This is a genomic window from Paenibacillus tyrphae, from assembly GCF_000722545.1.
In the GTDB taxonomy this organism is placed as follows: domain Bacteria; phylum Bacillota; class Bacilli; order Paenibacillales; family NBRC-103111; genus Paenibacillus_G; species Paenibacillus_G tyrfis.
Genome location: NZ_JNVM01000010.1, coordinates 62,313 through 85,028, shown reverse-complemented (window position 1 = coordinate 85,028; position 22,716 = coordinate 62,313). Strand labels below are relative to the sequence as shown.

General features: G+C 60.2%; 27 protein-coding genes. 1 reads left to right on the top strand and 26 read right to left on the bottom strand.

Annotation, left to right across the window (positions count from 1 at the left end):
- Positions 1-6: 6 nt before the first annotated feature.
- The 18 genes from ET33_RS12600 to ET33_RS12510 form a co-directional block, all read right to left on the bottom strand.
- Positions 7-357: a cupin domain-containing protein gene (locus ET33_RS12600; protein ID WP_036681431.1), complete on the bottom strand. Its 351-nt coding sequence runs from the start codon at positions 355-357 to the stop codon at positions 7-9.
- Positions 339-1,103 (bottom strand): class I SAM-dependent methyltransferase, encoded by a 765-nt coding sequence (locus ET33_RS12595; RefSeq protein WP_063761642.1) that lies wholly within the window; start codon positions 1,101-1,103, stop codon positions 339-341. Before ET33_RS12595 ends, ET33_RS12600 begins: the two co-directional genes overlap by 19 nt.
- A complete protein-coding gene (locus tag ET33_RS12590; RefSeq protein WP_235206704.1) occupies positions 1,096-2,562 on the bottom strand; it encodes a class I adenylate-forming enzyme family protein in 1,467 nt (488 codons plus the stop codon). The genes ET33_RS12595 and ET33_RS12590 overlap by 8 nt, the downstream gene beginning before the upstream one ends.
- A gap of 1 nt (position 2,563) precedes the next feature.
- The gene (locus ET33_RS12585) at positions 2,564-3,397 is read right to left on the bottom strand and encodes a phytanoyl-CoA dioxygenase family protein (RefSeq protein ID WP_036681430.1); all 834 of its coding nucleotides are present in this window, start codon (positions 3,395-3,397) and stop codon (positions 2,564-2,566) included.
- Between the two features lie 13 nt (positions 3,398-3,410).
- A complete protein-coding gene (locus tag ET33_RS12580) occupies positions 3,411-3,962 on the bottom strand; it encodes an FAD-dependent oxidoreductase (RefSeq protein WP_036682497.1) in 552 nt (183 codons plus the stop codon).
- 196 nt (positions 3,963-4,158) lie between these two features.
- Positions 4,159-5,403 carry a type III PLP-dependent enzyme domain-containing protein gene (locus ET33_RS12570; protein WP_036681424.1) on the bottom strand — a complete coding sequence of 415 codons (1,245 nt, stop codon included), beginning with the start codon at positions 5,401-5,403 and terminating at the stop codon, positions 4,159-4,161.
- A 23-nt stretch (positions 5,404-5,426) separates the two neighbouring features.
- Positions 5,427-6,806 (bottom strand): preATP grasp domain-containing protein, encoded by a 1,380-nt coding sequence (locus tag ET33_RS12565; protein ID WP_051775296.1) that lies wholly within the window; start codon positions 6,804-6,806, stop codon positions 5,427-5,429.
- 56 nt (positions 6,807-6,862) lie between these two features.
- Entirely contained in the window at positions 6,863-7,867 is a 1,005-nt protein-coding gene (locus tag ET33_RS12560; protein WP_036681422.1) for a hypothetical protein, read from the bottom strand.
- Positions 7,815-8,783, bottom strand: coding sequence for a 3-oxoacyl-[acyl-carrier-protein] synthase III C-terminal domain-containing protein (locus ET33_RS12555; RefSeq protein ID WP_036681420.1), 969 nt, complete (start codon positions 8,781-8,783; stop codon positions 7,815-7,817). Before ET33_RS12555 ends, ET33_RS12560 begins: the two co-directional genes overlap by 53 nt.
- Before the next feature lie 11 nt (positions 8,784-8,794).
- Positions 8,795-9,025 (bottom strand): phosphopantetheine-binding protein, encoded by a 231-nt coding sequence (locus ET33_RS12550; protein WP_036681417.1) that lies wholly within the window; start codon positions 9,023-9,025, stop codon positions 8,795-8,797.
- A gap of 11 nt (positions 9,026-9,036) precedes the next feature.
- On the bottom strand, positions 9,037-10,194 hold the full coding sequence (locus ET33_RS12545; protein ID WP_036681416.1) for a glycosyltransferase: 1,158 nt from the start codon (positions 10,192-10,194) through the stop codon (positions 9,037-9,039).
- Between the two features lie 2 nt (positions 10,195-10,196).
- On the bottom strand, positions 10,197-11,318 hold the full coding sequence (locus ET33_RS12540; protein WP_036681413.1) for an aminopeptidase: 1,122 nt from the start codon (positions 11,316-11,318) through the stop codon (positions 10,197-10,199).
- Positions 11,315-12,298, bottom strand: a complete 984-nt coding sequence (locus tag ET33_RS38405) for a hypothetical protein (protein ID WP_051775295.1) — start codon at positions 12,296-12,298, stop codon at positions 11,315-11,317. The genes ET33_RS12540 and ET33_RS38405 overlap by 4 nt, the downstream gene beginning before the upstream one ends.
- Positions 12,295-13,227 carry an alpha/beta hydrolase gene (locus ET33_RS12530; protein WP_063761641.1) on the bottom strand — a complete coding sequence of 311 codons (933 nt, stop codon included), beginning with the start codon at positions 13,225-13,227 and terminating at the stop codon, positions 12,295-12,297. The genes ET33_RS38405 and ET33_RS12530 overlap by 4 nt, the downstream gene beginning before the upstream one ends.
- Positions 13,193-14,050: an alpha/beta hydrolase gene (locus tag ET33_RS12525; RefSeq protein ID WP_063761640.1), complete on the bottom strand. Its 858-nt coding sequence runs from the start codon at positions 14,048-14,050 to the stop codon at positions 13,193-13,195. Before ET33_RS12525 ends, ET33_RS12530 begins: the two co-directional genes overlap by 35 nt.
- A complete protein-coding gene (locus tag ET33_RS12520) occupies positions 14,047-14,457 on the bottom strand; it encodes a 3-hydroxyacyl-ACP dehydratase FabZ family protein (RefSeq protein WP_051775294.1) in 411 nt (136 codons plus the stop codon). The genes ET33_RS12525 and ET33_RS12520 overlap by 4 nt, the downstream gene beginning before the upstream one ends.
- Positions 14,454-14,927: a 3-hydroxyacyl-ACP dehydratase FabZ family protein gene (locus tag ET33_RS12515; protein ID WP_036681411.1), complete on the bottom strand. Its 474-nt coding sequence runs from the start codon at positions 14,925-14,927 to the stop codon at positions 14,454-14,456. Before ET33_RS12515 ends, ET33_RS12520 begins: the two co-directional genes overlap by 4 nt.
- Positions 14,917-15,159, bottom strand: coding sequence for a phosphopantetheine-binding protein (locus ET33_RS12510; protein WP_179223637.1), 243 nt, complete (start codon positions 15,157-15,159; stop codon positions 14,917-14,919). The genes ET33_RS12515 and ET33_RS12510 overlap by 11 nt, the downstream gene beginning before the upstream one ends.
- A 173-nt stretch (positions 15,160-15,332) precedes the next feature.
- Here ET33_RS12510 and ET33_RS12505 point away from each other — a divergent pair, with 173 nt between their 5' ends.
- Positions 15,333-16,178, top strand: coding sequence for a PDZ domain-containing protein (locus tag ET33_RS12505; RefSeq protein WP_036681405.1), 846 nt, complete (start codon positions 15,333-15,335; stop codon positions 16,176-16,178).
- A gap of 92 nt (positions 16,179-16,270) precedes the next feature.
- On the opposite strand, the gene ET33_RS12500 is transcribed toward ET33_RS12505, so the two are convergent.
- The 8 genes from ET33_RS12500 to ET33_RS12465 all read right to left on the bottom strand — a co-directional run bounded on the left by ET33_RS12500 (position 16,271) and on the right by ET33_RS12465 (position 22,715).
- Entirely contained in the window at positions 16,271-17,191 is a 921-nt protein-coding gene (locus tag ET33_RS12500) for an SRPBCC domain-containing protein (RefSeq protein ID WP_036681402.1), read from the bottom strand.
- A complete protein-coding gene (locus ET33_RS12495) occupies positions 17,188-18,363 on the bottom strand; it encodes an NAD(P)/FAD-dependent oxidoreductase (RefSeq protein WP_036681400.1) in 1,176 nt (391 codons plus the stop codon). Before ET33_RS12495 ends, ET33_RS12500 begins: the two co-directional genes overlap by 4 nt.
- Positions 18,364-18,469: 106 nt before the next feature.
- On the bottom strand, positions 18,470-18,988 hold the full coding sequence (locus ET33_RS12490) for a hypothetical protein (RefSeq protein ID WP_036681398.1): 519 nt from the start codon (positions 18,986-18,988) through the stop codon (positions 18,470-18,472).
- A gap of 303 nt (positions 18,989-19,291) precedes the next feature.
- Complete coding sequence (locus ET33_RS38905; protein WP_036681395.1) at positions 19,292-19,543, bottom strand: acyl carrier protein; 252 nt, start codon at positions 19,541-19,543, stop codon at positions 19,292-19,294.
- Positions 19,540-20,598 (bottom strand): hypothetical protein, encoded by a 1,059-nt coding sequence (locus tag ET33_RS38900; RefSeq protein ID WP_051775293.1) that lies wholly within the window; start codon positions 20,596-20,598, stop codon positions 19,540-19,542. The genes ET33_RS38905 and ET33_RS38900 overlap by 4 nt, the downstream gene beginning before the upstream one ends.
- Positions 20,592-21,038 (bottom strand): holo-ACP synthase, encoded by a 447-nt coding sequence (gene acpS, locus ET33_RS12475; RefSeq protein ID WP_081890303.1) that lies wholly within the window; start codon positions 21,036-21,038, stop codon positions 20,592-20,594. The genes ET33_RS38900 and acpS overlap by 7 nt, the downstream gene beginning before the upstream one ends.
- 40 nt (positions 21,039-21,078) lie before the next feature.
- Positions 21,079-21,900 carry a phytanoyl-CoA dioxygenase family protein gene (locus ET33_RS12470; RefSeq protein ID WP_051775291.1) on the bottom strand — a complete coding sequence of 274 codons (822 nt, stop codon included), beginning with the start codon at positions 21,898-21,900 and terminating at the stop codon, positions 21,079-21,081.
- Positions 21,897-22,715, bottom strand: coding sequence for a winged helix-turn-helix domain-containing protein (locus ET33_RS12465; RefSeq protein ID WP_081890302.1), 819 nt, complete (start codon positions 22,713-22,715; stop codon positions 21,897-21,899). The genes ET33_RS12470 and ET33_RS12465 overlap by 4 nt, the downstream gene beginning before the upstream one ends.
- Position 22,716 lies beyond the last annotated feature (1 nt).

Genomic DNA, 22,716 nt, shown 5'->3' with positions numbered 1-22,716 from the left:
CGCGCCTCATAACGCATCAACGATCTTCTTCTTCTCGACATTGTAATCGATATACAAAAACAGCACGCAGCCTTTTTCCGTCGTCACCTCGTGGCTCTCGCCAAGCCCCGCCGTGAGAAAGTCGCCTTCCCGCATAATTTCCGTCTCGTTTAAGATCATCTCGCCCTCCAGCAGCATCGCAATTTCCCGCTGCGGATGATCGTGCATCGGAATGACGCTGCCCGGCTTCATTTTGAGCAGAAACACTCTGCGTTCCAGTTCAGGATCGTCCCACAAGTAACACATTTCGGTGTTTTCGTAGACGCCGGGACTCCATACCATTTTTTCCTTCGGAATGATCACATGTTTGTTCTCCATCGGCTCTGCTCCTTTTTGGACAATATCAGCATGCGGGGACTGTCCGCCTTCAACGGGGAGAAATCGAAGCCCCCGAATACGTCGGTCACCTGCAAACCGGCGTTTCGCGTCATCGCGATTAATTCGGTGGCGGCATACAGCCGCACATTCAGCACCGTTTCCTTTTTCTCGCTGCCTTCGAACCAGAAGATCCGTTCGGTCCAACGTCCGGATACGCTGTCGAATTGCCGTTCCGAGAACACCGGACGCCCGTTCATCTCGTTCCATGTATTGCGGAGGCCCTGCAGCTTGTAATCCCGGTTCTCCGTCTCCTGCAGAAACGAACCGCCGGGCTTCAGCGCCAAACGCACGCGATTCAATATGCGCCGGTCGCCTTCTTCGTCGGCGATATAACCGAAAGCCGTGCCTACGTTAAGGACCGCATCGAATTCCTCGTCGAAGTCGAGGTCGCGCATATCGCCGTGCAGGAACTTTACGTCGGCTCCGGCCTCTGCCGCCCTGCGCCGGGCAGCCTCCAGCAGCTCAGGGGAACCGTCGTAGCCAGTCACCCGGTAGCCCATCTGCGCCAGCGGAACAGCAATTCTTCCTTGCCCGCACCCCAAATCGAGGATCGACGCAGCCGGCGGCAGGTCCAGCAGCTCCAAAATGCGCTGGATCTCAAACCGGGTTCGCTCAGGGGAAAGAATGACTTCGGAAAAGGCCAAATAGTCCGATCCGAAAAATGCATGCCACACTTCTTCACTCAATCTTATTCCCTTCCTTTCCTTCGCCGTTTTCCATCCTCGGCCGAATCAGCTTGCCCGAGGAAGTTTTTGGCAGGGCGGATTTGATTTCGATCGCATCCGGCCACAGCCTCGCATCCCGCTTTGCCCGCAAAATGCGCCGGTACACGTCGCTGCGTTCCAAGCCCGGCTCCGTCACCAGCCAGGCGACCGCCCGCATCCCGTGCGCGTCCCGGCGGCCGAACACCAAAGCTTCCGTAACGCCTTCGATGCCCAGCAGAAACGATTCGATCTCGGCCGGATGAACGTTCACGCCCCCGCGGATAATGAGATCGTCGGCGCGTCCGTGCACGTAGAGCATACCGCCGCGGACGGAAGCCAGATCGGACGTGCGCAGCCAGCCGTCCTGCAGCTTGCGGCGGGTGGCCGGTTCGTCTCCGTAATAGCCCAGCATCACGTTCGGGCCCGATACCCAGAGCTCGCCCCGTTCGCCTTCCGGCAGCGGTTCTCCGCCGCTGCCGGCGATCTTCACCTTCACTTGGCGCAGCGGCCGGCCGACACAACGCAGCGAATCTGCCTGACGGATGTCCGGCTGGCAGCTGACGCGCGGAGAAGCCTCGGTCAGTCCGTAGGCGTTGCCTATGGCGGCGGAAGGAAAGGCCGGGGCGATACGTTCGTAATGGGAGGAAAGCAGCAGCTCTCCACTGAGCATGATGCTGCGCAGTGATGTCACGTCGTACCGGTCGGCAAAATGCGCGAAAGCGGAAGCGACCGTCGGCGTCGTACACAGCACCGTTGGCCGCTGCTCCACGATATCGCGGATGACCCGCAACGGCGAAACGTCATGCGGCTTGACGGCAATGGAACAGCCGCAGTACAGCGCAGGCAGCAGCTCTCCCGTTATGGCGGATGCATGGGTGAGCGGGCGCACCAGCATCAGACGGTCCTCCGGACGGAGGCCGAAGTAGCCGAGGATGTCCGTCACGTTGCTCCACAGGTTGCGGGACGTAAGCATAACGCCTTTCGGAAACCCTCCTGTACCTGAGGTATACAAAATAAGCGCTACGCCCCTCAGCTCACCGCCCTGTCGGGAAGGCGGCGTCTCCGGGACCCGGGACAGCGCGATGCGCCCGTCCGTCTCCAGCTGCTCTTGGTCGAGAACCAGCAGCGGACGCACTTCCTTCAGCACTCGCGCCGTCAGTTCGGGGCTGCGGAACGGATCGACCGGCACGACCGGGACCCCTTCGCGGAGTGCAGCAAGCAGCACGGGCACCGCCCGCCACCCGAGGAGCACATTCAGCGCCACACACCCGCCCCGTCCCGTCGTGCAGCCTAGCTTGCGAAGCGCGCGGGCATTCCAGTCGATCGTTTCGTGCAATCGTTCGTAGGTTTCCTCCCCGTCGTCGGCGTGCACAAAACATACCCCCCGGCGCTGCGCAAGAACGTTCATAAACCCGTACGTATCAAGGTCCGGCAAACTCATGCTAACCCCGATGAATGATTTGATCGAAATATTTGGCTTCTTTGAATTCAAACAGCGACTCTTTCGTCTCAATCACCCGCGCTGCGGGGTTCAGCTTGCGGCGAACCTTCTCCCCTTTGCGGTTCAGCAGGTAGCTGTAATTCAGCGTAATTTTTTCGACGCTTGCGCGCGCGTAGTGCGTAACGATCGCCCGGCGGAACGAATCCCGGGAATGATTATCCGACGACCCGTGCAAAAGGTTGCCGTTAAAAATAACGACGTCTCCGATATCGTTGGCGAGCTCCTTATGCTCGAAGCCATCGGGCACTTGAATGCGATTGCCGTAAACGTTCACCTTCTTATCAACGGACTCCGGCGAAACGATGTCGAAAACGTGGGAGCCCGGGACGACCCGCAAACCGCCGTTACGCTCGTCGGATACGTCCAGACTGACCCAGATGGCGTAAGTCGTATCCGGGTAAGCGCCGATGCTGTAGTTGTCCTGGTGCAGAGGCAGCCCTTTGGCGCCCGGCGCTTTGAAATAATAGCTCGTTTGGCAGGCCAGCATCTCCTCGCCGGTCAGCGCTTCGAGCGCGTCCATCGTCCGGTCGTCCAAAATAAACCGGGTAATGGCCTCGTTGCCGCGGTGATAGTCCCGGAGCCGGGGATACAAGCTGTCGAACGGGCGGTTGGCCGCCTGCACGATTTTGCCGTCCGCCATCAGCTCCATCCATACCTTGTGATAAGCTTCGTTCAGCGCGCTTACGGCTTCCTCGGAAAATAAGCGCTTGAGCACGAGATATCCTTCCTTCTGGAAAAATGCCTTCTCCGCTTGCCCAATCGTTTGCTGCTCCATGTTCGTCTTCTCCTCAGCACATCAAATCGTGATCGACGTACGGTTTGCCGTTCATTTCGCTCAGCATATGGATCGCCACGCGAGCGCCGTCTCCCGCCGTAACGGCCACGTGCATGCTCACGCCAGTGCACAACCCTGCGGCCCAAATACCGGGGACGTTCGTTCTCCCTTCGGCGTCCACTTTAATGTAGCTTCGGCCTTCGCCGGATTTCAGCTCGACGCCGACCTGTTCGGCAAGCTCCCGGCCCGGACCGGATGCGATCAGCACATACGGCGCCTCGTACACTTCTTCTTCCGTCACGACACAAAACCCCGTATCCGTCGGTTCGATGGCGATGGCCTCTGCGGTGACGAGCTGCGCCCCGCATTTTTGGGCCTGCAGCTTACCCGTTTCGTACAGGTCGAACCCCGTCACCCCCATAACGGCATAATGATTGCCTACCCATGCCTTGCTTGTGCCGCTTCGGTCGTTATCCAGCACCACTGTCTTCTTGCCCGCCCGGCCTGCGAAGATCCCGGCGCTTGCCCCGGCGGGACCGGCGCCGATAATCACGATGTCAACCACCATCCCGGTTCACTCCTTCCCTTTGCATCAAATTCGGCATTTGTCGTGCATGGTTCTATCGTACAGCCGAAGCGCACCACCCGGCTCGACTAAGCTTGCGCCGTTTTCGGGTTTATTTGTCAGCGTGCGCTCCCGCGAAAAGAGACCGCCGGGCAAGCCGCGAGCAAGCGGGACGCCGCCCGCGGTTGACCGCAATTCAAGAACGTAGTGCGGGGACGGCATACTCGTACTTCTCCCGCACGACAAGCGGCTTTTCGTCCAGCAGAAGCACTTCCCGGGGGAGCGCATGGCTTAGAAAAAGCACCGGGCTCATCGTCAAGCCGTACGCACCCGAAGCCAAAATGCCGATTAAATCGCCCGGCTCCAAAGGCGGCAATGTTACCCGGTCGCCAAGCGTGTCGCCGGGGGTACAGAGCGGTCCGGCAATGGCGTATTCCCGGGGCTCGCCGGATTCCCGCGTCCAGGCCCGGACCGGAAAGTTTCGCCGCATCAAGCTTCCCGCGCCGCCGGCTGCCGCATGGTGATTCGTACCGCCGTCCGTGACGGCGAACCATTTGCCCTGAGACTGCTTCGTATACAGCACCCGGGTCAAATACGCACCCGACTCGGCGACGACATACCTTCCCGTTTCCATCAGCAGCCGGATACCGGGATGCTTTTCGGCGAACAATTCGAGAAGGCCGTGCGATTTGCGGCTGAGCTCGGGCAGGTCTAGCGGAGCTTCGCCTTCGTAGTATGGCACGCCGAAGCCGCCGCCAAGCCCGATATAATCGAGCTCCAACGCATGCTCGGCCATCGCACATTCGGCAAAGCCGAGAATGTATGCCATATTGGCGGCCACCGTCTCGGCGCTCAAAATCCGTGTGCCGTAATACGCATGAAGACCGGCCAGCCGCAAAAACGGAGACGATTCGATGAGACGTACAGCGTCGGCAACCTGTTCCTCGTCGATGCCGAACTGGCGGGCGGCCCCGCCCATCTTCAGACGCGCCCCATGGATCGCCGCCTTCGGGTTGAAGCGGACCCCGATGTCGGCCCGTATCCCTTTCCGCCCGGCAAGACGGTTCATCAGTTCCAGCTCTTGAAGCGATTCGGCGACGATGTACCGGACGCCCAGCGTCAGCAGACGATTGAGCTCGGCTTCGGTTTTCCCTGGACCGACGTACAGAATACGGTGCGGATCAGCTCCCGCCGCCAGGGCGATGTCCAGCTCCAACGGCGAGCACAGCTCCAAATTCGCGCCGGCCTCGTAAATATGCCGTATAATCGTAGTGTTCGGGTTCGCTTTAATCGAGTAAAATAGCGATACCGACGGATGGAGATGACGGCGGAGCGCATCCAGCCGTTCCCGGATCACGCCGAAATCGTAGACATACAGCGGCGTGCCGAACCGCTCCGCACATTCGCGGAGTCGATCGCCGCACTCCGAAGATACGAACATATGCCCATTCCCCCCTTAATCCATCAATAAAGTGATTGGCCGGACAGCTGTACCCCCGCAATCGTCTGAAGCCGCTTGCAACATTGCTCGTACCAGTTTAGACATTCGTCCCGGGAATCCCCGATCATCGCCGCGTACAGCCTGCCTGCTCCGCCCGCCTCCCCACTCATGCCGGCAGGCGCAAACGCGCAGACGAAGATGCCCCGGCCGCCGCGTTTCGTGTAAAGTGCCTCTCCCAGCGCATCGCGCAAGACGGCGAACGGAAACGGCGCGATGCTCGTGAACGGCACGGCGCGGATCAACGCATACCGGCCTTCGGGAACATGCTCGCTCAGAACGCGCGTGTGATACGTGGACATATTCAACCTCGCATTGATTTCTACGCACGGGTAGAGCGTTCCGTCCGACCCGACCATCGCATCCACGCCGACGACGCCGTAATACCCGTCGTACGCCAGCTCCCGGCCGATGCTCGCTGACGTGTCGGCCAGCTCGCGCTCCGCTTCTAGCGGCAGCGTATGCGGATGCAGATGTCCCTGATGTACCCCTCCGCGCACCAGGGCGGTCAGCATGCCGAGCATTTCCGTTTGTCCGTTTTTCCCTACCAAAAACTGGTAGTTTACATCGACGCTTTTGGAAATCCACTGTTCGACAATGAATTCCGCGCGGGCGTAGCCCCGCTTGTCCGCCGCTTGACGGAGCATACGGAGCGCTTGCCGGCAGCGGGCTTCGTTCTCCAGCAGCAGGATGCCCTTGCCCGACACGCCCATCGCATCCTTGAGCACGAGTGGCGTCTGGGGCAGCAGGGGCGCAAGCTCGCGCAGCGCCCGTTCCAGCTCGTCCAGCGATAACGCAATGCGGCCTTCCGTCTGCCTTATGCCCAGGCGCGTGCAGAGCCGGCGCGAGTACACCTTGCTGTTGACGCACCGGGCGACGGCAGAAAGCGGAGCGGCAAGCGGAAGTCCAGACTTCCGCGACAGCTCTTCCTCCAGCGGCGAGACGCCGTGCGGCATTAGCCTGCCGGACGAGGCCTTCGTCCATGTGCGGATCGTCTCGAGAGCCGAAGCGTTTTCCAGCAGCGAACGTGTAAGCGATAGCGCCTCTTCTCCGCCGGCCGCGACGAAAGACGGCGTCTTCAAGCCCAGCTCTGCCAAATAAGCGAGAAAATCCGGGTCCGGCGCCTGCTTCAGCAGCACCAGGTCTTCGGGGGCGGCGAGCAGCAGCGCAAGCTCCGACAAGCTGTTGTTCAACGCTTCCGAAGCGCGTCCGGGTAAGCCCGGAAGCCCGAGGACATCGGTCCGCTTCCAATCGCGCTCCACTTCAAAGTTGCCGAGCCATGCGCAGCTTGCGCCGGGCGACCCCCATCCGCAAGCGCGGGCAAGCTTCGTCCGGAATGTCTCCATCGCTTGATTCCTCCTTTCCGAGTCACCGTTGTATCCATAGGATAAGGTCCGGACAGCTAGCCCTGAAGCCTTGCCGAAGGAACCCGCTGGACCAAAATGCAGCCGACTCCCCTTGCAGGCTCGGCCATGTGAAGCAGCGCAAAGCGGGTCGCGCCGGAAGCACGGAACGAGGCGAGCCCGTAAAATGGGGCCGCCGTCGCCAGGTTCCGGTTGTCCGGCTCGCAAAGGATGTGTTTATACCGTCGGCGCAATCGGTCGACATAGCCCGGGGCCACGGCCTGCGTCAAAATCGTCGTCTCGGCCGCATCGACGCCGCACGTCCGCAGCGTTTCGTCCATCAGGTCGCAGGCGTCCTCCGCCAGCTCCGATACGGTCAAGCCGCCGGAGGGAAGCTCGTCGCGCTGCGCGATGCCGTAGGCGGCCACCCGCAGCTCCCCCGCATGGGGGGACAGCTGGAAAGCCGCGATGGCATCCGCTCTGGTATATGCGGAAGCGAAATCCAGCTCCTGCGGATCGGCCGCCTGCTCCAAGCAAGCGACCCATACGCACCGGCGCACCGCTTCCGCCCAGTCGACCGCCATAATCGAGCCGAGTGGCCCGGCGTCGGCGATAGAGAACGTCAAGGCGCTGTTCAATTGCAGCGCCTTCTGCATGGACAAGGCGGCATTGATCTTATCCGTCAGCGGGTAGGACTCGTAGCAGCAGACCAAATAGTCCGGCTGCTCCCGGGCAGAAATCCGCGCAAACAATTCAGGCGCATATTCGCACGGCTCCCGGTCGAAGAAGACGGATTGGCCGCCGCTGCGGTCAAGCGGCATCGGGTTTGCGGACATGCCGCCGATTCCGTCCGGGTGCACAATGCCCCCCGCAGACGTAAGACCGCCTCCGCCCTGCCGATCAAGACGATCCGTCTGTGGGGCTGCTTGCTCGCCACAGCCGTAGGCCGCAGCTATTTCGCGGTACAGATGATGTTCGATCGAAGTCAGGGGCCGTCCGTGTCCGTACCGGTTATGGACGGCGGGCCAAGACAGGCGGATCGTTCCCTTTTTGACAAACCGCACAGCCGATCACCCCCCCATTGCCGAGACTGATCATCGCGTAGTAATCGCCGGGACGGAGCTTCCCCTCCAGCGCGAGCCGGGCGTAATTGACCGGCAGATCGCACGTGTTCAAATGCCCCGATACCGACGGTCCTTCCGTGTAGAACAGCTCCGGCGAAATTTTGAGCAGCACCGCCAGCTGCCGCCACGTCTCCTGCGTAATATTGTTTGGAATGGCGACCTTGAGATCGCCGAAGTCCAATCCGGCATCGGCCAGCGTCCGGCGGATCACTTTCGCCAGATTGACGAAATAAAAATAATTCGGCACGTCATCCGCCCGGTTTTTCAGCTTGCCCTGCTGCAGCGTGCGGATATCGGTGACGCTGCGGACGGCAAGCACACGGTCGCCGCCAAGACGCTTGCCGAGCAGCGAAGCGGCGCACGCATCGCCCGTGATCAGAACGCCGCCGCCGTAGCGTTGGCCGGGAAGCAGGCACTTCTCCACCGTCAGCAGGACGACCGACGCCTCGTCTTCCGACGCCTCCAGCAGCTTGCCTGCAGCGTACATTCCCATCAGGTAGCCCGAGCAGAGCTGATCCCGCAAGGAAAAGCATACCGCTTGCCGGAAGCCGTACTTGCGCCGCAAGCTTCCGAGAACGTCCTTGGTATACGGGAACGAATAGTACAGATAGGGCATGACGACATACCGGACGCGCTCCGGATCCACGCGAAACCGGTTCAAAAGCGCATGCAGCGTCAAATCCAGCATGTCCGGCGACGGCAGCGCCTTCTCGCAGGGCACCGACGCCATGCCCCGGCCAAGCAGCGACGCCGCTTCGTTTTGCGAAAGAAGCCCTTGGTCCGCCAGGCTCTCCACCGTCAGCCGTTCCTCTGGCACGTAAACCGCCGTCCCCCCGATAACCATCGAGTTCCCCATGTGCGCTTCCTTTATTGTCCCAGACGCGCTACGTAATCGTAGACGTCGGATACTTTTTCCATTTCGTAGAAGTTCAGATTCGCGTCCAATATATCGACGTTCATGACCATTTCCAGCTCAATCAGCACTTCGACCAAATTCGTGGAATCCATCTCCAGCTCCACGAATGAAGTTTCCGGCGTGATCCTTTCTTTTCCGCTGATCGTTCGAATGATATCTAGCAACGTATCGATTTGCAGCATTCCCATTCACCTCATCGCAAGGATTTGTTGACGAGCAGCGATTCAATCGTATCCGCGCCCCGCCGGTTGGATGCCCGGCCGTCCACTTTGGGGGACAGCCTGCGAATGTTCTCTTTTTCCCGGCCTCCGGCCAACAAGCGGCAAACCGCTTTTTCCAGCGTCTCCGCGCTCATCTGCTCCGGTTCGACCGTCTCCGCTATTCCGAGCTCTGTACAGCGTGCGGCTGCCCACGCATGGTCCGGGCCGAGCGGAACGATAACGAGCGGAACGCCGTAGCGGATCGCTTTTTGCAAGGTGCCGCAGCCCCCGTGCGTAATAATCAGATCGGCCTGCGGAAACAGCAGGTCATGATTCGGCACGGTTGTCACCCATTCCACATTGTCGGCAAGGGGCGTCTCTCCGGCGTAAGGAGCATGGTCGGAGACAAGCAGATGCCCAGGCCGCCCTGAAAATGCCCGCAGCGCCGCCTCCACATACGCTTCGGTCGTCTCGCGGTAACCGCTCCGGTCGGCGGACGTGGTGCAGACGACAATGCACGGTCCGTCGTGCCCGCGAGCCGTTGGCGGCCGCGTTCCGGCTCCGGGATCGGGGCCGTAGGAGCACGGACCGAGAAAGACCGAGGACGGCGGAACTTCGTCCGGAAACGGATTCAGCTCCGCCAAAATCATCATCAAATGCGCGTCCGGCGACAGCCCGGCCAAGTCTCCCCGGGTGCGCGCGAAATCCGCAACCGGCGGCAAGCCGATGCAGGCCCTCGCTTCGTTGGCCGCTTTCTCGAACATGGTCCGCATGCGCGCGTTGACATGCGGCACGCCCGGCATGAGACGGTCCGGCCAGAACGCCGCCGTCATGTAGCTCGCCCACGGCACGCCGCGTTTTTCGGCGATGTAGGCCGGCGCACACAGCCCGGAATCGCAAATCACAAGGTCGAACTCGACGGCTTCCAGCACGGCCTGCATTTCAAGCAGCGTCTCGGTGACGAACTTTTGCGGATACTTGCCATTGCGGATTTCGCAAAATTCAAGCCCCGCCTCCTCGATAAGCGGACGGAAGGAAGCCGCGGACAACACACAAACCGAATGCCCGCGCCTTTGAAGCTCGGTGCCCAGCCCGAGCGCGGGAACGAGATGACCAAGCAGCCACTGGCTGACAATAATAATGCGCGCCATGGTCACTCTCCCCGCCACGTATCCAGAGGCTGAAGATCCGGAGGAAGGAATAGGCCGTCCTTGCGGATCAGCTCATCGTCGAAAAACAATGCGCCGCCCCCGGACGCTTTCGTTTGCGAAAGCACCAAATCCCAATGCACCGAAGATTCGTTACCGTTGTCCGCCATCGGGTACGCTTGGCCGAGAGCAAGGTGCAGGCTGCCCCGCATTTTCTCGTCAAAGAGCACGTTGTTCATCGGCCGGTCGATGTGAGGATTCAATCCGATCCCGAACTCGCCAATTCGCGATGCCCCTTCGTCGAGTTTCAGCACCGCCTGCAGCCGTTCGGTCCGTTCGGCAACCGAGCACGAAGCGTCGGTCACCACCCCTCGGCGGAAGCGGAGACTTACGTTTTCATAGACAATGCCCATGTACGAGGCGGGCACATTGAAGGTGATAATTCCTTCGGCCGAATCGATGCGCGGAGCCGTGAACAGTTCCCCGTCCGGCAAATTGAAGCGCCCGTCGCAAATCATATGGCCCATACCCTGGATCGAGAAGGACAGATCAGTTCCCGGCGCTACGATGCGGACCCGGTCCGTGCGGCTGAGCCGCTCGCAAAGCGGCTGCGCCAGCTCGGCGAACCGCTCGTAATTCAAGCTGCAGGCCCGGTAATACAGCCCGGTGCAAGCGTCCAGACTCATTCCCGCGAGCTGCGCCATGCCGACCGTCGGACTGCGCAGCAGCACCCACCGGCCAAGCCGGGCCATCGCCATTTGCTTGGGCTGCAGGTAAGCGCGCACGTAACGGTCGTAGCGGTCCTCCGGGACATCGGTCATTTCATAAATGTTATCGTCGGCGCGAATGCCGACGTACGCATTCATGGTACGAAGCCGCTCCCGGTCCATCTCGGCCCACTGGACGAACTGCTCCTCCGTACACCCGCCGATCAGGCTTTTTAAGTGCCGCACAGGCATCACGTTCAAATACGGCCGTGCCCCCGCTTCGCAGGCCGCTTCAATCATTGCTTCCGTCAAAGCTTCCGCGCGTCCGACGACATCGATGAGGACGCTTTCCCCTTCCCGGAGGGCAAGGGAGCGGGCCATTGTCTGCCGCGCCAGCCGCTGCATTGCCGAATCGGTCATGGCCGTCCCTCCAGCAAGCGCTCCAGCCCGTCGAACAGCTGTCTTTCCGCTTCCAGCGCCTGACGCAAATACCCTGTCAGCCTGCTCCCGTAAGACTTCTCCGGCTGGCGCTTCCATTTCATGAGAACTCCCATCGCATACGACCACTGGTTGCAGGCTTCCGTCAGCGGGCCGGTCCACCGGGAATCGAGACACACCTTGGGAATGACGCCGCTGCCCGCTGCCGTTTCCCACAGCTTTCGCAGCCGCCGGAAATAATGGATATCGAATTCCAGCTGATCGAGCGACGCCCGAAGCTCGTCGACCGGCAGCGCTTCGACCGCAGCGACGAAGCCGGCCAGACGGTCCAGCCCTCCCTGCCGCAGCATCTGCTCCACCGAAGTGCGCGCCAGTCGCGCGAACTGCACCTCCATGGATGCGGCCGCTCCGGCATCGTTCCGGCGGACAATGGCAGCGCCGCTTCCCCCGGCGGACTGAAGGGCGGGAAAGAATACATCACTCGGAATACGCCCGATATAACCGTCGAAATAAGCCGGATCGCCGGTATCGTCGATGACGGTCACGTGCGTCCCGTCATCCTCGATGAGCAGCGCCCAGTGCACAACGTCATGCTTGCGGTAATAGGCGGAGAACGGCACCTCGAAGGCATTGTAATAAATCAGACAATAGCCCTCAGCGTCATAGACGGAACGGACCAAATGCCGCAGTTGATCGGTCGAGAGGGATGGGAAGCGGATCGCGGACCAGCCGTTTTGCAGCACCGGCTCGCTGCGCCTCAGCAGCAGGCCTTCGGTCCGGCAATCGAACGCATTCAAGAAGGCGGGGATCGGATTGCGCTCTCCCTGCCACTTCATAATTTCCAAAATGCACAATTGACGGCAGTCCAGATTGCGTTCGCACAGACCGAATTCATCTGGAAACCGCCAATCGACTTTGGGCCGCTGCCGAATATACCCGGCAAGCGTAAGCGGCTCGCTCATAAGTTCACCTCAATTCCGTTTGATCCGGTCCGTTTGATCCGGCCGCGCCCGCACGGGCAAGCCGCGCAGGAATGCGAGCATTTCCCCTGCCCGCGGAGGACAATGCTGGCGATGATCTCAATCGCCTGATCCATCGCAGCGGGATGCTGGAAATAATAAACGACTCCGTCCAGCAGATGAACCTCCGCTCCGGGAACCGCCTTCCATTGCGCAAGCGCTTCGATATCGCGTTCCCCGCAGACGACGGCGATACTAGGACGGCCGGCTCCCGGCAAATCTTCCTCGCTCAGCGCATCCAGCTCGTCCAGCATCGCCCGGCTGATGCATTGACCGTGCAGGTACAGCAGATGCGCGCCGAGCGAGGCGAGATATCCGACTTGATCCATGTCGAAATCACTCAGCGTATAGTAGTCGTAGCCTGGCACCAGCAGTTGCGAGTCCACGCTCCCCTCCCGCGCCAGCGCATTCAGCGCACCCGCGTCCAGCAGCTCTCCGGAACGCGGAAGAGGCAGCGCGGGCGGCGACAGAAGCACTGGCCGGCACATTATGCCGGAGCGCTCCTCCCAAGCAAGCGCGGACCGCAGCGCAACCATGGCCCCGAGTGCGTTACCGACGAAGAAGATCGTGTCCGGCCGGTGTCCTGCGGTTGCCTCCTCCACCACTTCGAGCGTGTCGCGGACCATGGACGAAACGGTCGTTTGTCCGAGTTCCCCAGCGCTATCTCCATGACCGCGATAATCAAACTGCACGACCCATGCGCCGGAAGCGGCCAATCTTTTGCGCAGATTGGACAACAAATAATTTTTCTCGCTCATCGCCTGGCCAAGTCCGGGCAGCGTGACGATCAGCGTCCGGCGTTCCTGCGCTGCCGGCTCCTCCACCAAGCCGACGATGTCACGGCTGCGGCCAAACCGGACTTGTCTCCACATCGCGTATCCCTCCTTCGCCCGTCTCCGACGCCCGCAGCTCCCGCTTGAGCCATTGCCCCGTCACGTCCATAATCCGCTCTTCGAACAGTCTGGACGTAAACAGATGGCCTGCTCCTTGAACCGCGCATACTTCATGCCCGGCGTCTCCCCGGTAAATCGCATAGGAATCGGTCCGCACCTTCTCGAATTCCTCGCGGATAAGCGGATCGTCGTCTCCATAAACAAGGAGCGACCTGCCCTCGTAGGCGCGCAGCACCGCTTCCTTGTCAAGCTCCTGCAAATCGCGGTAAAAATCCATTGAAATCCATAGACCGGCCCAAGGCATGACCAGCTTCTCCTTGTTAAGCGCATGCCGCGTAAACCGGGGGCGTTTACCGCTTGGATGCGCGCCGCCGAATTCGTAAAACAGCGGACTCCACAGCACCACGCGGTCTACGCCCGACCGCTCGGCGGACATAAGGGCGATCCGCGCCCCGTCGCTAAAGCCCAGATATGCCGTTCTTCCGGAATCTAGCTCCGGCCTGCGCCGCACTTCGTCCCACGCTTTCAGCACGTTCGACACTTTCAAGGAGGTCGTCATGTCGTAGTAGTGCCCGTCGCTGAGTCCGAGCCCGCAATAGTCGAAACGCAGCATCGCCACGCCTTCGTTCGCAAGCCGCCTTGCCAATTTGACCGCGAGCCGGTGCACCTCGTAGCGCTCGCCGTTTTTGCCGGGACAATAAATGACGACGGGAAAAGGGGGAGTCCCACGGGTCGGCAGATGAAGCATGCCCGCCATCCGCCGGTCTCCATCCCGCAGCTCGACAAACAGCTCGCCGTTCAATCCGCATCGCCTCCTTTCACGAATTCCACGAACGCGCGGACGACTTTCCGGCCGTCTACCGTGCCTTCTGCGGCAAACACTACCGACCGGCGGTCCTCCCGAATTCGTTTCACGGCGTACGTTACCGTGTCACCGGGCCGCACCGGCTGCAAAAAGCGCGCTTTCATGTCTCTCCTCCCTCCGCCTTCGGCAATTCCCCGTTCCATCAGCAGACCGGCCGCCTGTACGATCCCTTCCAGCAGCAGCATGCCCGGATAAATGCTGTAGCCCGGAAAATGGCCGAGCACGTAAAAGTCGCTGCTCGATACATGCTTGCGGGCAACGACTCCGTCTGCCTCCGAGCATTGCACGATCGTGTCGATCAATACCCATGGTTTACGGTACGGGAGTACGTCCTCCGCTCTCATGGTCCACTCCTTTCGTCTCCGGCTCCCTCCGCCACCGCGACGCACAGCGTAGCTGTCGCCAGGACGCCGCCGTCCGCCCCGGACATCGTCCCGGACAAGATCGCCTGTGAGCAGGTCATGCGGATCGGCCGAATGTCGTAAAGGAGCGGCTCCCGCCAGCTTGCTTCTCTTCGAACGGACGCTTCGGCCTTGCCGAGCAGCGGAATTTCGCCGGGCGCCAACGGCTTTGTCTCCAGCTGAACGAACAGCACGGCGGCTTGGGCCAGCCCTTCGATCATGACCGTGGACGGAACAGTCTGCGCATAGCCATACATGGGACGGAGCAGTTCCGGCCTGAAGCGGGCCTCCAGCCGCTGCCCAGGTTCGTAGCGGGTCACCTCGTCCACGAACCGGAACGGATATTGGTGCGGCAGAAGCGCCGCTATCTCGTCCGGACTCCGGCTGCGGCCCGCATCGGGGTTATGGCTCACGTCGGCTCACCACGCGCACCAGCTCGGAAACGGTCGTATTCGAATCGATTTCCAACATGCCGTCAGGCACCTCGATGCCCAATTCTTCTTCGAGCAGCACGATCAGCTCCATATAACGAAGCGAATCGAATCCAAGGTCGAACAGCTTGCTGTCCCGTCCGATCTCGCTTTGCGGGAGAACGCCGCAGCCTTCGCTGCTGAGCAACCGGATCATTCGTTGTTCTACGGTCACGGTTTTCATTCCACCTGCTTTCTTCTTCACCCGGAATGTGTTGTTGGTTTCATTCTGAATTATAGCCGCCCGGTTCGCCGCGCACTCGGCTTTCGATGCGCCGTAAAGCTCGGCGGAAGCCGAGTGCGGCAGAGGCACATTTTACATAATGAAGAAAAAAAGGAGTTGAGCATATGCGCGCAAATCACCGCACCGCCTCGCTTAGCACGATGCACATCGAAGCTGCGCCGGAGTTGATCTGGGAAGGTCTGGCGACCGCCAGGGGCATGAAGACGTATTTGACCGACGAGGTACACGCGCCGAACGAACATATCTCGGCGGGCGACGAAATCCGGATCGTGATCGGCGACATGATTAACGACGCCGTCTGCTTGGCCAGCGATCGGCCGCGCCTGTTCCGGCTCAAGGACCGCTTTCGTTCCCTTCTGGCAGACGATTCCTACGTCGAATACGAATTGGTCACGACGTTCCGGTTGGAGGAAGAGGAGCATATGACGCGGGTGACCGTCGAGGTGGACGGCTACGACGAAAACAGCGAGCTGCACCAGTGGGTCCGCGAATGCGGAGAATTCGGGTGGAAACAGTCGCTGTTTAATTTAAAGCTTGTGTTGGAGCTCGGTCTGGACTTGAGATACGACGTATTCGGCTATCCCCGGTTCGGCGTCTGCAATTATACCGCTACCCCGGCTCAGCTTCGGGCGCAAGGGCTGGACCCGGACCGCGTTCAAGGGAATTATTTGATGGAGGTGTTTCCCGAAAGCCCTGCCGCCCGGGCGGGGCTGCGCCCCGGAGACATCGTCGCGTCCTTCGGCGGCCGCGACGTTCCGACCTATGCCGAGTTCATTCGCTCGCTCGGCCTATGCGCCGGGACGAACGAACCGGTCGGCGTGATGTACTACCGCGGAGGACGCAGACTGCACACGGAAGCCGAGCTGTCGTATGACAAGCTGCTGACGGGACTTGTGGACCCGACGGAAGAGTCGGTGCGGCAAGTGGCCGACGGAAAGCGCTCCTCCTGATACAAAAGCCGTCGGCAGCGGGCCGTCGAACGCAGCAGCCCCTGCGCCGTTTCGCCCTTGCAGAACGAAGCGGCGTCCAGGGTAACGAGCCGTCATTTCGAATCCGGCACGGATTCGGAACGGACGGCTTCGTCCGTTTTCCACAAGCTGCCGGACCCGGACCGCTGCCTGGCAAGGAGCTCACGTTTCTTTCTCACTTCTTCGAGCGGGGTTTCCTCGATATCGATCAGGCCCGTAAACGTTTCGTCCAGCGACAGCCGCACCGTCGTTTCGCAACAGACCCCATCCCGCACATAAGCTACTACCGGCTCTGCGGTCTTTCCGTAGAACGACGAAATGGCACGAACGAACGCCGGATAGTCGGGTGTCGGCATTCCTCCGATCTCGACGATGACATCGCCGGCCTGCATGCCCGCCCGGTCGACGGGGCTGTTCGGAAATACCTGCAGCAAGTAGTTCCCTTCCCGGACCGGAACGCACACTACCGGGCTCTGCTCTTCGTTCACCGTACAGTTGGCGACGCCGAGGCGCGGATAGCTGAACATTTCGATGCGCAAATCGAGCCCAAGCTCGAGCACCGACTTCAAATTCATCAACGATCGGCGCCACCCCATTTCCAGACATTCCCGGAACCACTGGCCATGCGTCGTCGGCTCGAAGCCGGTCACCTCCAGGGTCAGCTTGACAAAAGGCCCCTGCTGCTCCAGCGTATACGCCGTGCTGACCCGGTATCGGACCGTGCGGCCGTCGGGGTCCATCGAATCGTACGTGTCGGCAAAAGCGATATGATGTGGCGGCTCGCACCGGATCACGACCGATTCGTTGTTAATATCACCGTAATTGAGCGTGTAACGATCGCCGATTTTCGGCTCGTCCTCGGCCCCGGTCGTTCGAGCGTAGTACGTCAAATACGAGCTGGAGCCGGGCGCGGTCGCTACCGACCACCACACTCGCTCAAGCGGGGCTTCCAAATACGTAATATTGACGGTCCGGTCCAGCGGACATGGGATCATGACTCGTTCTCCTCCGTTAATAAGGTGTAGATTCGTTCTGCCCGACCGCCCAGCTCTTTGACGAGTCCGGGGAAGGTGCACAGCACGTCCAACGTAGGCCAGTGCGCCTCGGGAATAGGCTGTCCCGCGCGCGCCAGCGTCTTCAGACAAGCTTCGTACTGCGGTACGATCCGTTCGTCCCGCCGCTGCGCGTAAGCGCTCATCGCCTCGGTCCAGGTCCGTTCTCCGCGCATATACGCATCAAGCTCCTCGGCCAGCATCTCGGCGGAGCATACCGCATTGTCGATGCCGACGCCGGACACGGGATGCAGGTGCGCGCCGGCGTCGCCGACCAGTACCCACCCCGGGCCGTACGGTTTGCGCACGTAGCTGCGGAGCGTTTCCACTCCACGAACGCTGCCCTGCAGCCGTGCGTACCGGAGACGGGGGCCCAGCGTGCGGATGTGGCTCAGCCGCTCGACAAACTTAGAAGCAGGGTCGCCCGACCAAGAGCGGAACGTCTCCTGCGGCAGCATGACCGCGATGCAGTGCCGTCCCCCGTCAATCGGATTGCACAGCACAATGTCCGTCTCGCTCCAATACCACTCCACAGCCGGAATAGGCAGCGGGTCCGCATGCAGTACGTACGCATAGTACACGCCCAAATGGCGCTCGTCCGAAGCCATTGCCGTTTCGGCTCCGACCCGTCGGGCCACCGACGAATGTCTGCCGTCCGCGCCGATCACGGCCCGCGCCTTGTACATCTCCACGGAACCGTCGGACAATTTGCAGCGGACGCCGCATACGCCGTCCTCCCCTTCGAGCAGATCGATGACCTGCGTCGACAGCCTGACGTTCACCTCCGGCAGCCCGCAAGCCGCATCCAGAAGCCATCGATCTAACAGCTCCCTCCTCACGCCCATCGCCCTCGGGGTGACGCAAATATCCGACTCGAACAGACGTCCTTCCAGATCGATGCGCATCCTTGTCAGGGCAGGAATGCCGCTGGTTTCCATTTTTCGCGCAATGCCAAGCCTTTCGTAGATCCCCGTCTCGCCCAAGATGTGCGTCGACAAAGTCGGTCCCGGCACCGCATAACGATCGATCAACAGCGTCCGGTAGCCTTTTTGTCCGAGAAAATAAGCGGTGGCCGCCCCGGCGCACCTGGCTCCCACGATAATAAAATCGTACATAGTCCTCTCCCTTGCCTAATCGAGTCCACGGATGTTAAAGCTTTCGCATGTCCGTACGCTTGAAAACGAAAGGGCCATACAGGATGGCCCTCTCGCTGGATAACGATTAGTTGGATTGCAAGCAGCCGTAGATGGTGCCTACTTGGTTGTCTTCCGCATCGAACAACGGGATTACACTGTCCGAATAGAACGTGGCGTCTTTCGGAGGAAGACCTTTCAATGTGCCTTTCATATGGATCGGTTTTTTGTTGTGGAACTCGCCTTGAGGCGTTTCGATCACCCAGTACAACCAGGACTCGCCTTGTACGCCGTCCGCCATTTTTTTGTTGAACGGAATGGAAGCGCTGGCTTTCATCGTTCTGCCTTGTCCTTGCAGACCGCCGCGCACGCGGATGGTAGCGCCCGGCCAGATGACGCTCGAAGTGGCTACGAGATCGACGTTCATGATTTCCAGATCAACGGTTACGCCCGTTTTCAAGCTGAATTCGGAATCGCTCACCGTGAAGTGAGTCGGAGCGGCTTGTTTGAAGTGCAATTCTTCGCTGCGGCCGTCGAGCAGTTCCAGGTACGTTTTGCTGTTGGAATTTTCGAGCGTCATGCCGATTTTCTTTGTGATGGTTTTCATTGCGATACCTCCGTTGGTTGGATTGGTTTGTTGTCTCCCGGGGACATCCTTATCATCGCATGATTCGGGAAATATCACTCAGCTTTTGACCTGCTGGTTTTTCGTGTTTTGTTGGCTCCGGCAGGGGATATAAGAAAAACTTTTATCGAAGTCTATTCATGGATGAGCGACCGCGGTTTAGCGGAAGTTTTTCTTGTGATATAGAATTTGTTCAGCTTTGCTGAAAATTTATAAATTCTATATCGTTAAAAAACGGACCATCCTGTAAAGGAGGTCCGCCCGATTGCTCGAAAGCTTGCCGCATCACACGGTCTTCTGCAAATAGTCCCACACCAGGTCGCTGATTTTTCCGACCGAGCTGAAGTTTTCCAGCAAAATGGATTCGTCGGCAAATTCGATCTCGAAGCTGTCTTCAATGGACGCGACAAGCCGGATGAACGTCAGCGAGTTGATCCCCAGCTTCAGCAGCTCGCTTTGCTCGTCTACCGTCACATGCGAAGGGAGAACGTCTTGAATGCAAGCAATGATTTTCGATTGCAAGGACGTATCGTTCACAAGCTTTCCTCTCCTTTCCGTTCGAATTTCAAGCGAACCAAATATTCCATCAGCAAAGGCACGGCCCTCTTCTCCTGCTCGTACATCGCTTGGAAATGATCCCCGATGCGTGCCAGCAGACGCGCGTCTCCGGTTTTCTGCGCCTTCAAAGAATCCGCGCGGATACTCATCAGCCGCTGCTTCGCATTCTCGTAGAGCCGCTTGCTTTTGCCGAGCAAAGGGGAACCGGCCGCACGTTCCAACGCATCGATGCGCTTGAGCATCCATTTGTGCCGCTGCATCATCTTGTGCACATTAATGTTCCAGAAGCCGAACTCGCGCGGATCCAACGAAACGTCGCCCCCAGCCATTTGATGGAATAAGCCCGCCATATAGTCGTACACAAAATAACCGCTGGCAAACGCATCCTGAGACAAGCCCGACGCACGAACGCGTCCCCGCTCCAGCGCAAAATACAGGCTGCGGTAATCGAAGCCGGACGGCAGCGAAGGGCTCCGGTGAAGCCGGACGGCGGTGAGCGGAAAGCCGTAGTATGCAAACCAGATATGCGTATCGGCATGACGCTCCGCCACATGCGCCAGCTCCGCCTCGCACGTCTCGTAAGGCAGACAAACCGAGCCGTAGGCCCGGCCGTTCGTTTCGAAGGCAAGAATGTCCAGCGTCCCGGATTCGTCGTCGTAGCCGTAGACCAGCGCGTCATGCACCATCTCCCGCACGGCGAAAAAATGGGACTGCGGAATGCGCTTCCAGTCCAAGTAAACCAGCACGTAGCTTCCCTCGTCGATCGCCTCGCGAATGGCGGACACGTATCCACCCGGCTTGACCGCAAGAGGTTCTTCCGCCAGCAGTCCCCCGTACAGCTCCAGATGCTCTTCGAAGCGGACCAGCGGAAATTGTCCCGCGCTTTTGGACTGCACGATCAAATTGACGAAATGGCTGAGGCACCATGGCATCAGCCGAGGCTCCGTCATGACGATGCTGAGGCGCAAATTATGGTAGCACTCGGTCTCGAAGCCCGGATTCGGCACGACCGGCAGCCGTTTGGCGGTCAGCATAAGCGGATCGCCTCCCCGGCCGCATGCTCCTGCATCGGTTCGAGGCCCGGAAAAGCTCTCCCCGCCTCCTGTATCGCAAGGACCTGCGCAAGCGCATAATCTCCCGAATGCGAGAGGCTGATGCAGAACGACAAGCCGTAATGCGCCGCCGCTTCGCCGGTTGAACCATGCAGCTCAAGCACGGGACGACCGGAAGGCAGATGACGGACTTCGACGTCTAAGAAGCCGTATTTTCGTGGAAGCACGTCCCCGGCCGCCTTGTAGAACGCTTCCTTCGCCGCCCAGCGAACCGCGTAATGCCGAGCTGCCCCGCGATGCTTCGAGCAATAGGCGATCTCGCCCGGAGTAAAAATTTTGCGCAAAAACCGTTCGCCCTGCCGCCCGATGGCTTCGCCCATCTGCGGCACGCTCTGCAAATCGATACCGACGCCGTAAATCACAGCCTCACCTCCCCGCGCGCGAACAGCCCTTCCCATCCGTTTATCGCCACGGCCGGTTTCCTCCTACGCCGCTCCATTCGTCCTTCTTCAACGTATCGTTTTTGAGCTTCGGCGCGGCGTTCAGCCGTCTGCGGACGCGTGCGCCGCTTCGGTCCAGCAAATAATTGTAGTTTAAAGCTACCCGCTCTGCGCTCGTCCCCATAAAATGGGTCACGTTGGCATAACGGAACGTGCGACCGGACAAATTGGCTTCGGACCCGTGAAGCAGGTTGCCGTGGAACGCGACCAGATCGCCCGGCTGCGTCCGCAGCGGCACCGTTTCGTAACCATCGGGAAGCCTCAGCTTCTCACCGTATTCCGAGCGGCTCTCTTGGACCGGCTCCGGCGACAAAAGTCCCAGCTTATGGGAGCCGGGCACCACGTAAACCCCGCCGTTATCTTCGTGGCTGACGCTGAGCGACAGCCACAGCGAGCAGGTGGTCGTCGGGGCCGCCCCGACACTGTAGTTGTCCTGATGCATAGGAAGTCCCCGCGTACCGGGACCTTTAAAATAATAGCTGGTAGAGATGGCCAGCGCCTCCTCGCCCAGCAGTCCTGCGGCCACATCGAACATCTTGCCGCTCAGCAGCAGCGCCGCGATGGCAGGTCTCGTCTGATGGTAATCGCGCAGACGCGGAAACACGCTTTCTAACGAGCGCCGGTTGTCCTGTACGATGACGCCTTCCCTGACCAAATCGAGCCACAGCTTCATAAATTCGCGGTTAATTTCCGATACTTCCGGCCCGCTCAGCATCCCTGGTATCACAACATAGCCGTGCTCGTCATAAAAATGCCTTCGCTCGGCGGTCACCCATCCGTTCATAGCTCAACCTCCCGATAGTTTGAACGTCTATCCCCAGTGTAGGGAACCTTTCTCCGCGCTTCTCGGCTTTGTTTGCCGGATCGGGCGCCGTACCTTTTGGCCAATTGGAGGGCCGCCGAATCGTAAACGGGCACCAGCATATACCCGAGGCCCCGGGCGTGCAGCAGCAGGCCGAACGGCGCCTTTTCGGTGCGCAGCTTCCCCCTCAGCCGGTAAATGTATTGACGCGGCATGTCGGAGCCGGTGTATTCATCCCACAGCCCCCGGAGCAGCTCTTCTGTGCTTACGAACCGTCCCCGGCGCCGGAGCAAAAAGCGGAGCAGTTCCAGCTCCTTGCCCGGCAGCGGATGCACGACGCCGTTGTTAATCACGCTGCGGAGCGCCGGATCGAATACGAGTCCCGGCGCCAGCGCGAGCGGCCGTTCTACGGAATCCTCCGGCGCAGAGCCTGCCGCAGGTAAAGCAGAACACTCCGTTAGCGCAGTTAGCGTGCGCCGGATCAACTCCCCGTCGGCAGCGGACGGTAGAACGATAATGCGCTCTTCGCGTGCGGTTGTCCCGGCGGCAGGCGGCTCGTCGGTCAAGCATACAACCCGCAATCGAGGGTATGCTCCGCACAGCCGAAGGATGACGCGCCAATCGTTTCCGTTCCAATCGTGCGCCGACCAGACGACGATCTCGGGAGCCTTGGCAGCGACGAACGAACACGCCAAGGCATCCGGACTATCCGCGTGCACAACGGCTGTTCCGCCGATGGCTGCGGCTTGGTACAGCCGCGGATATTCCGCCGCCGGACAAATAATTCCCATTCTCATA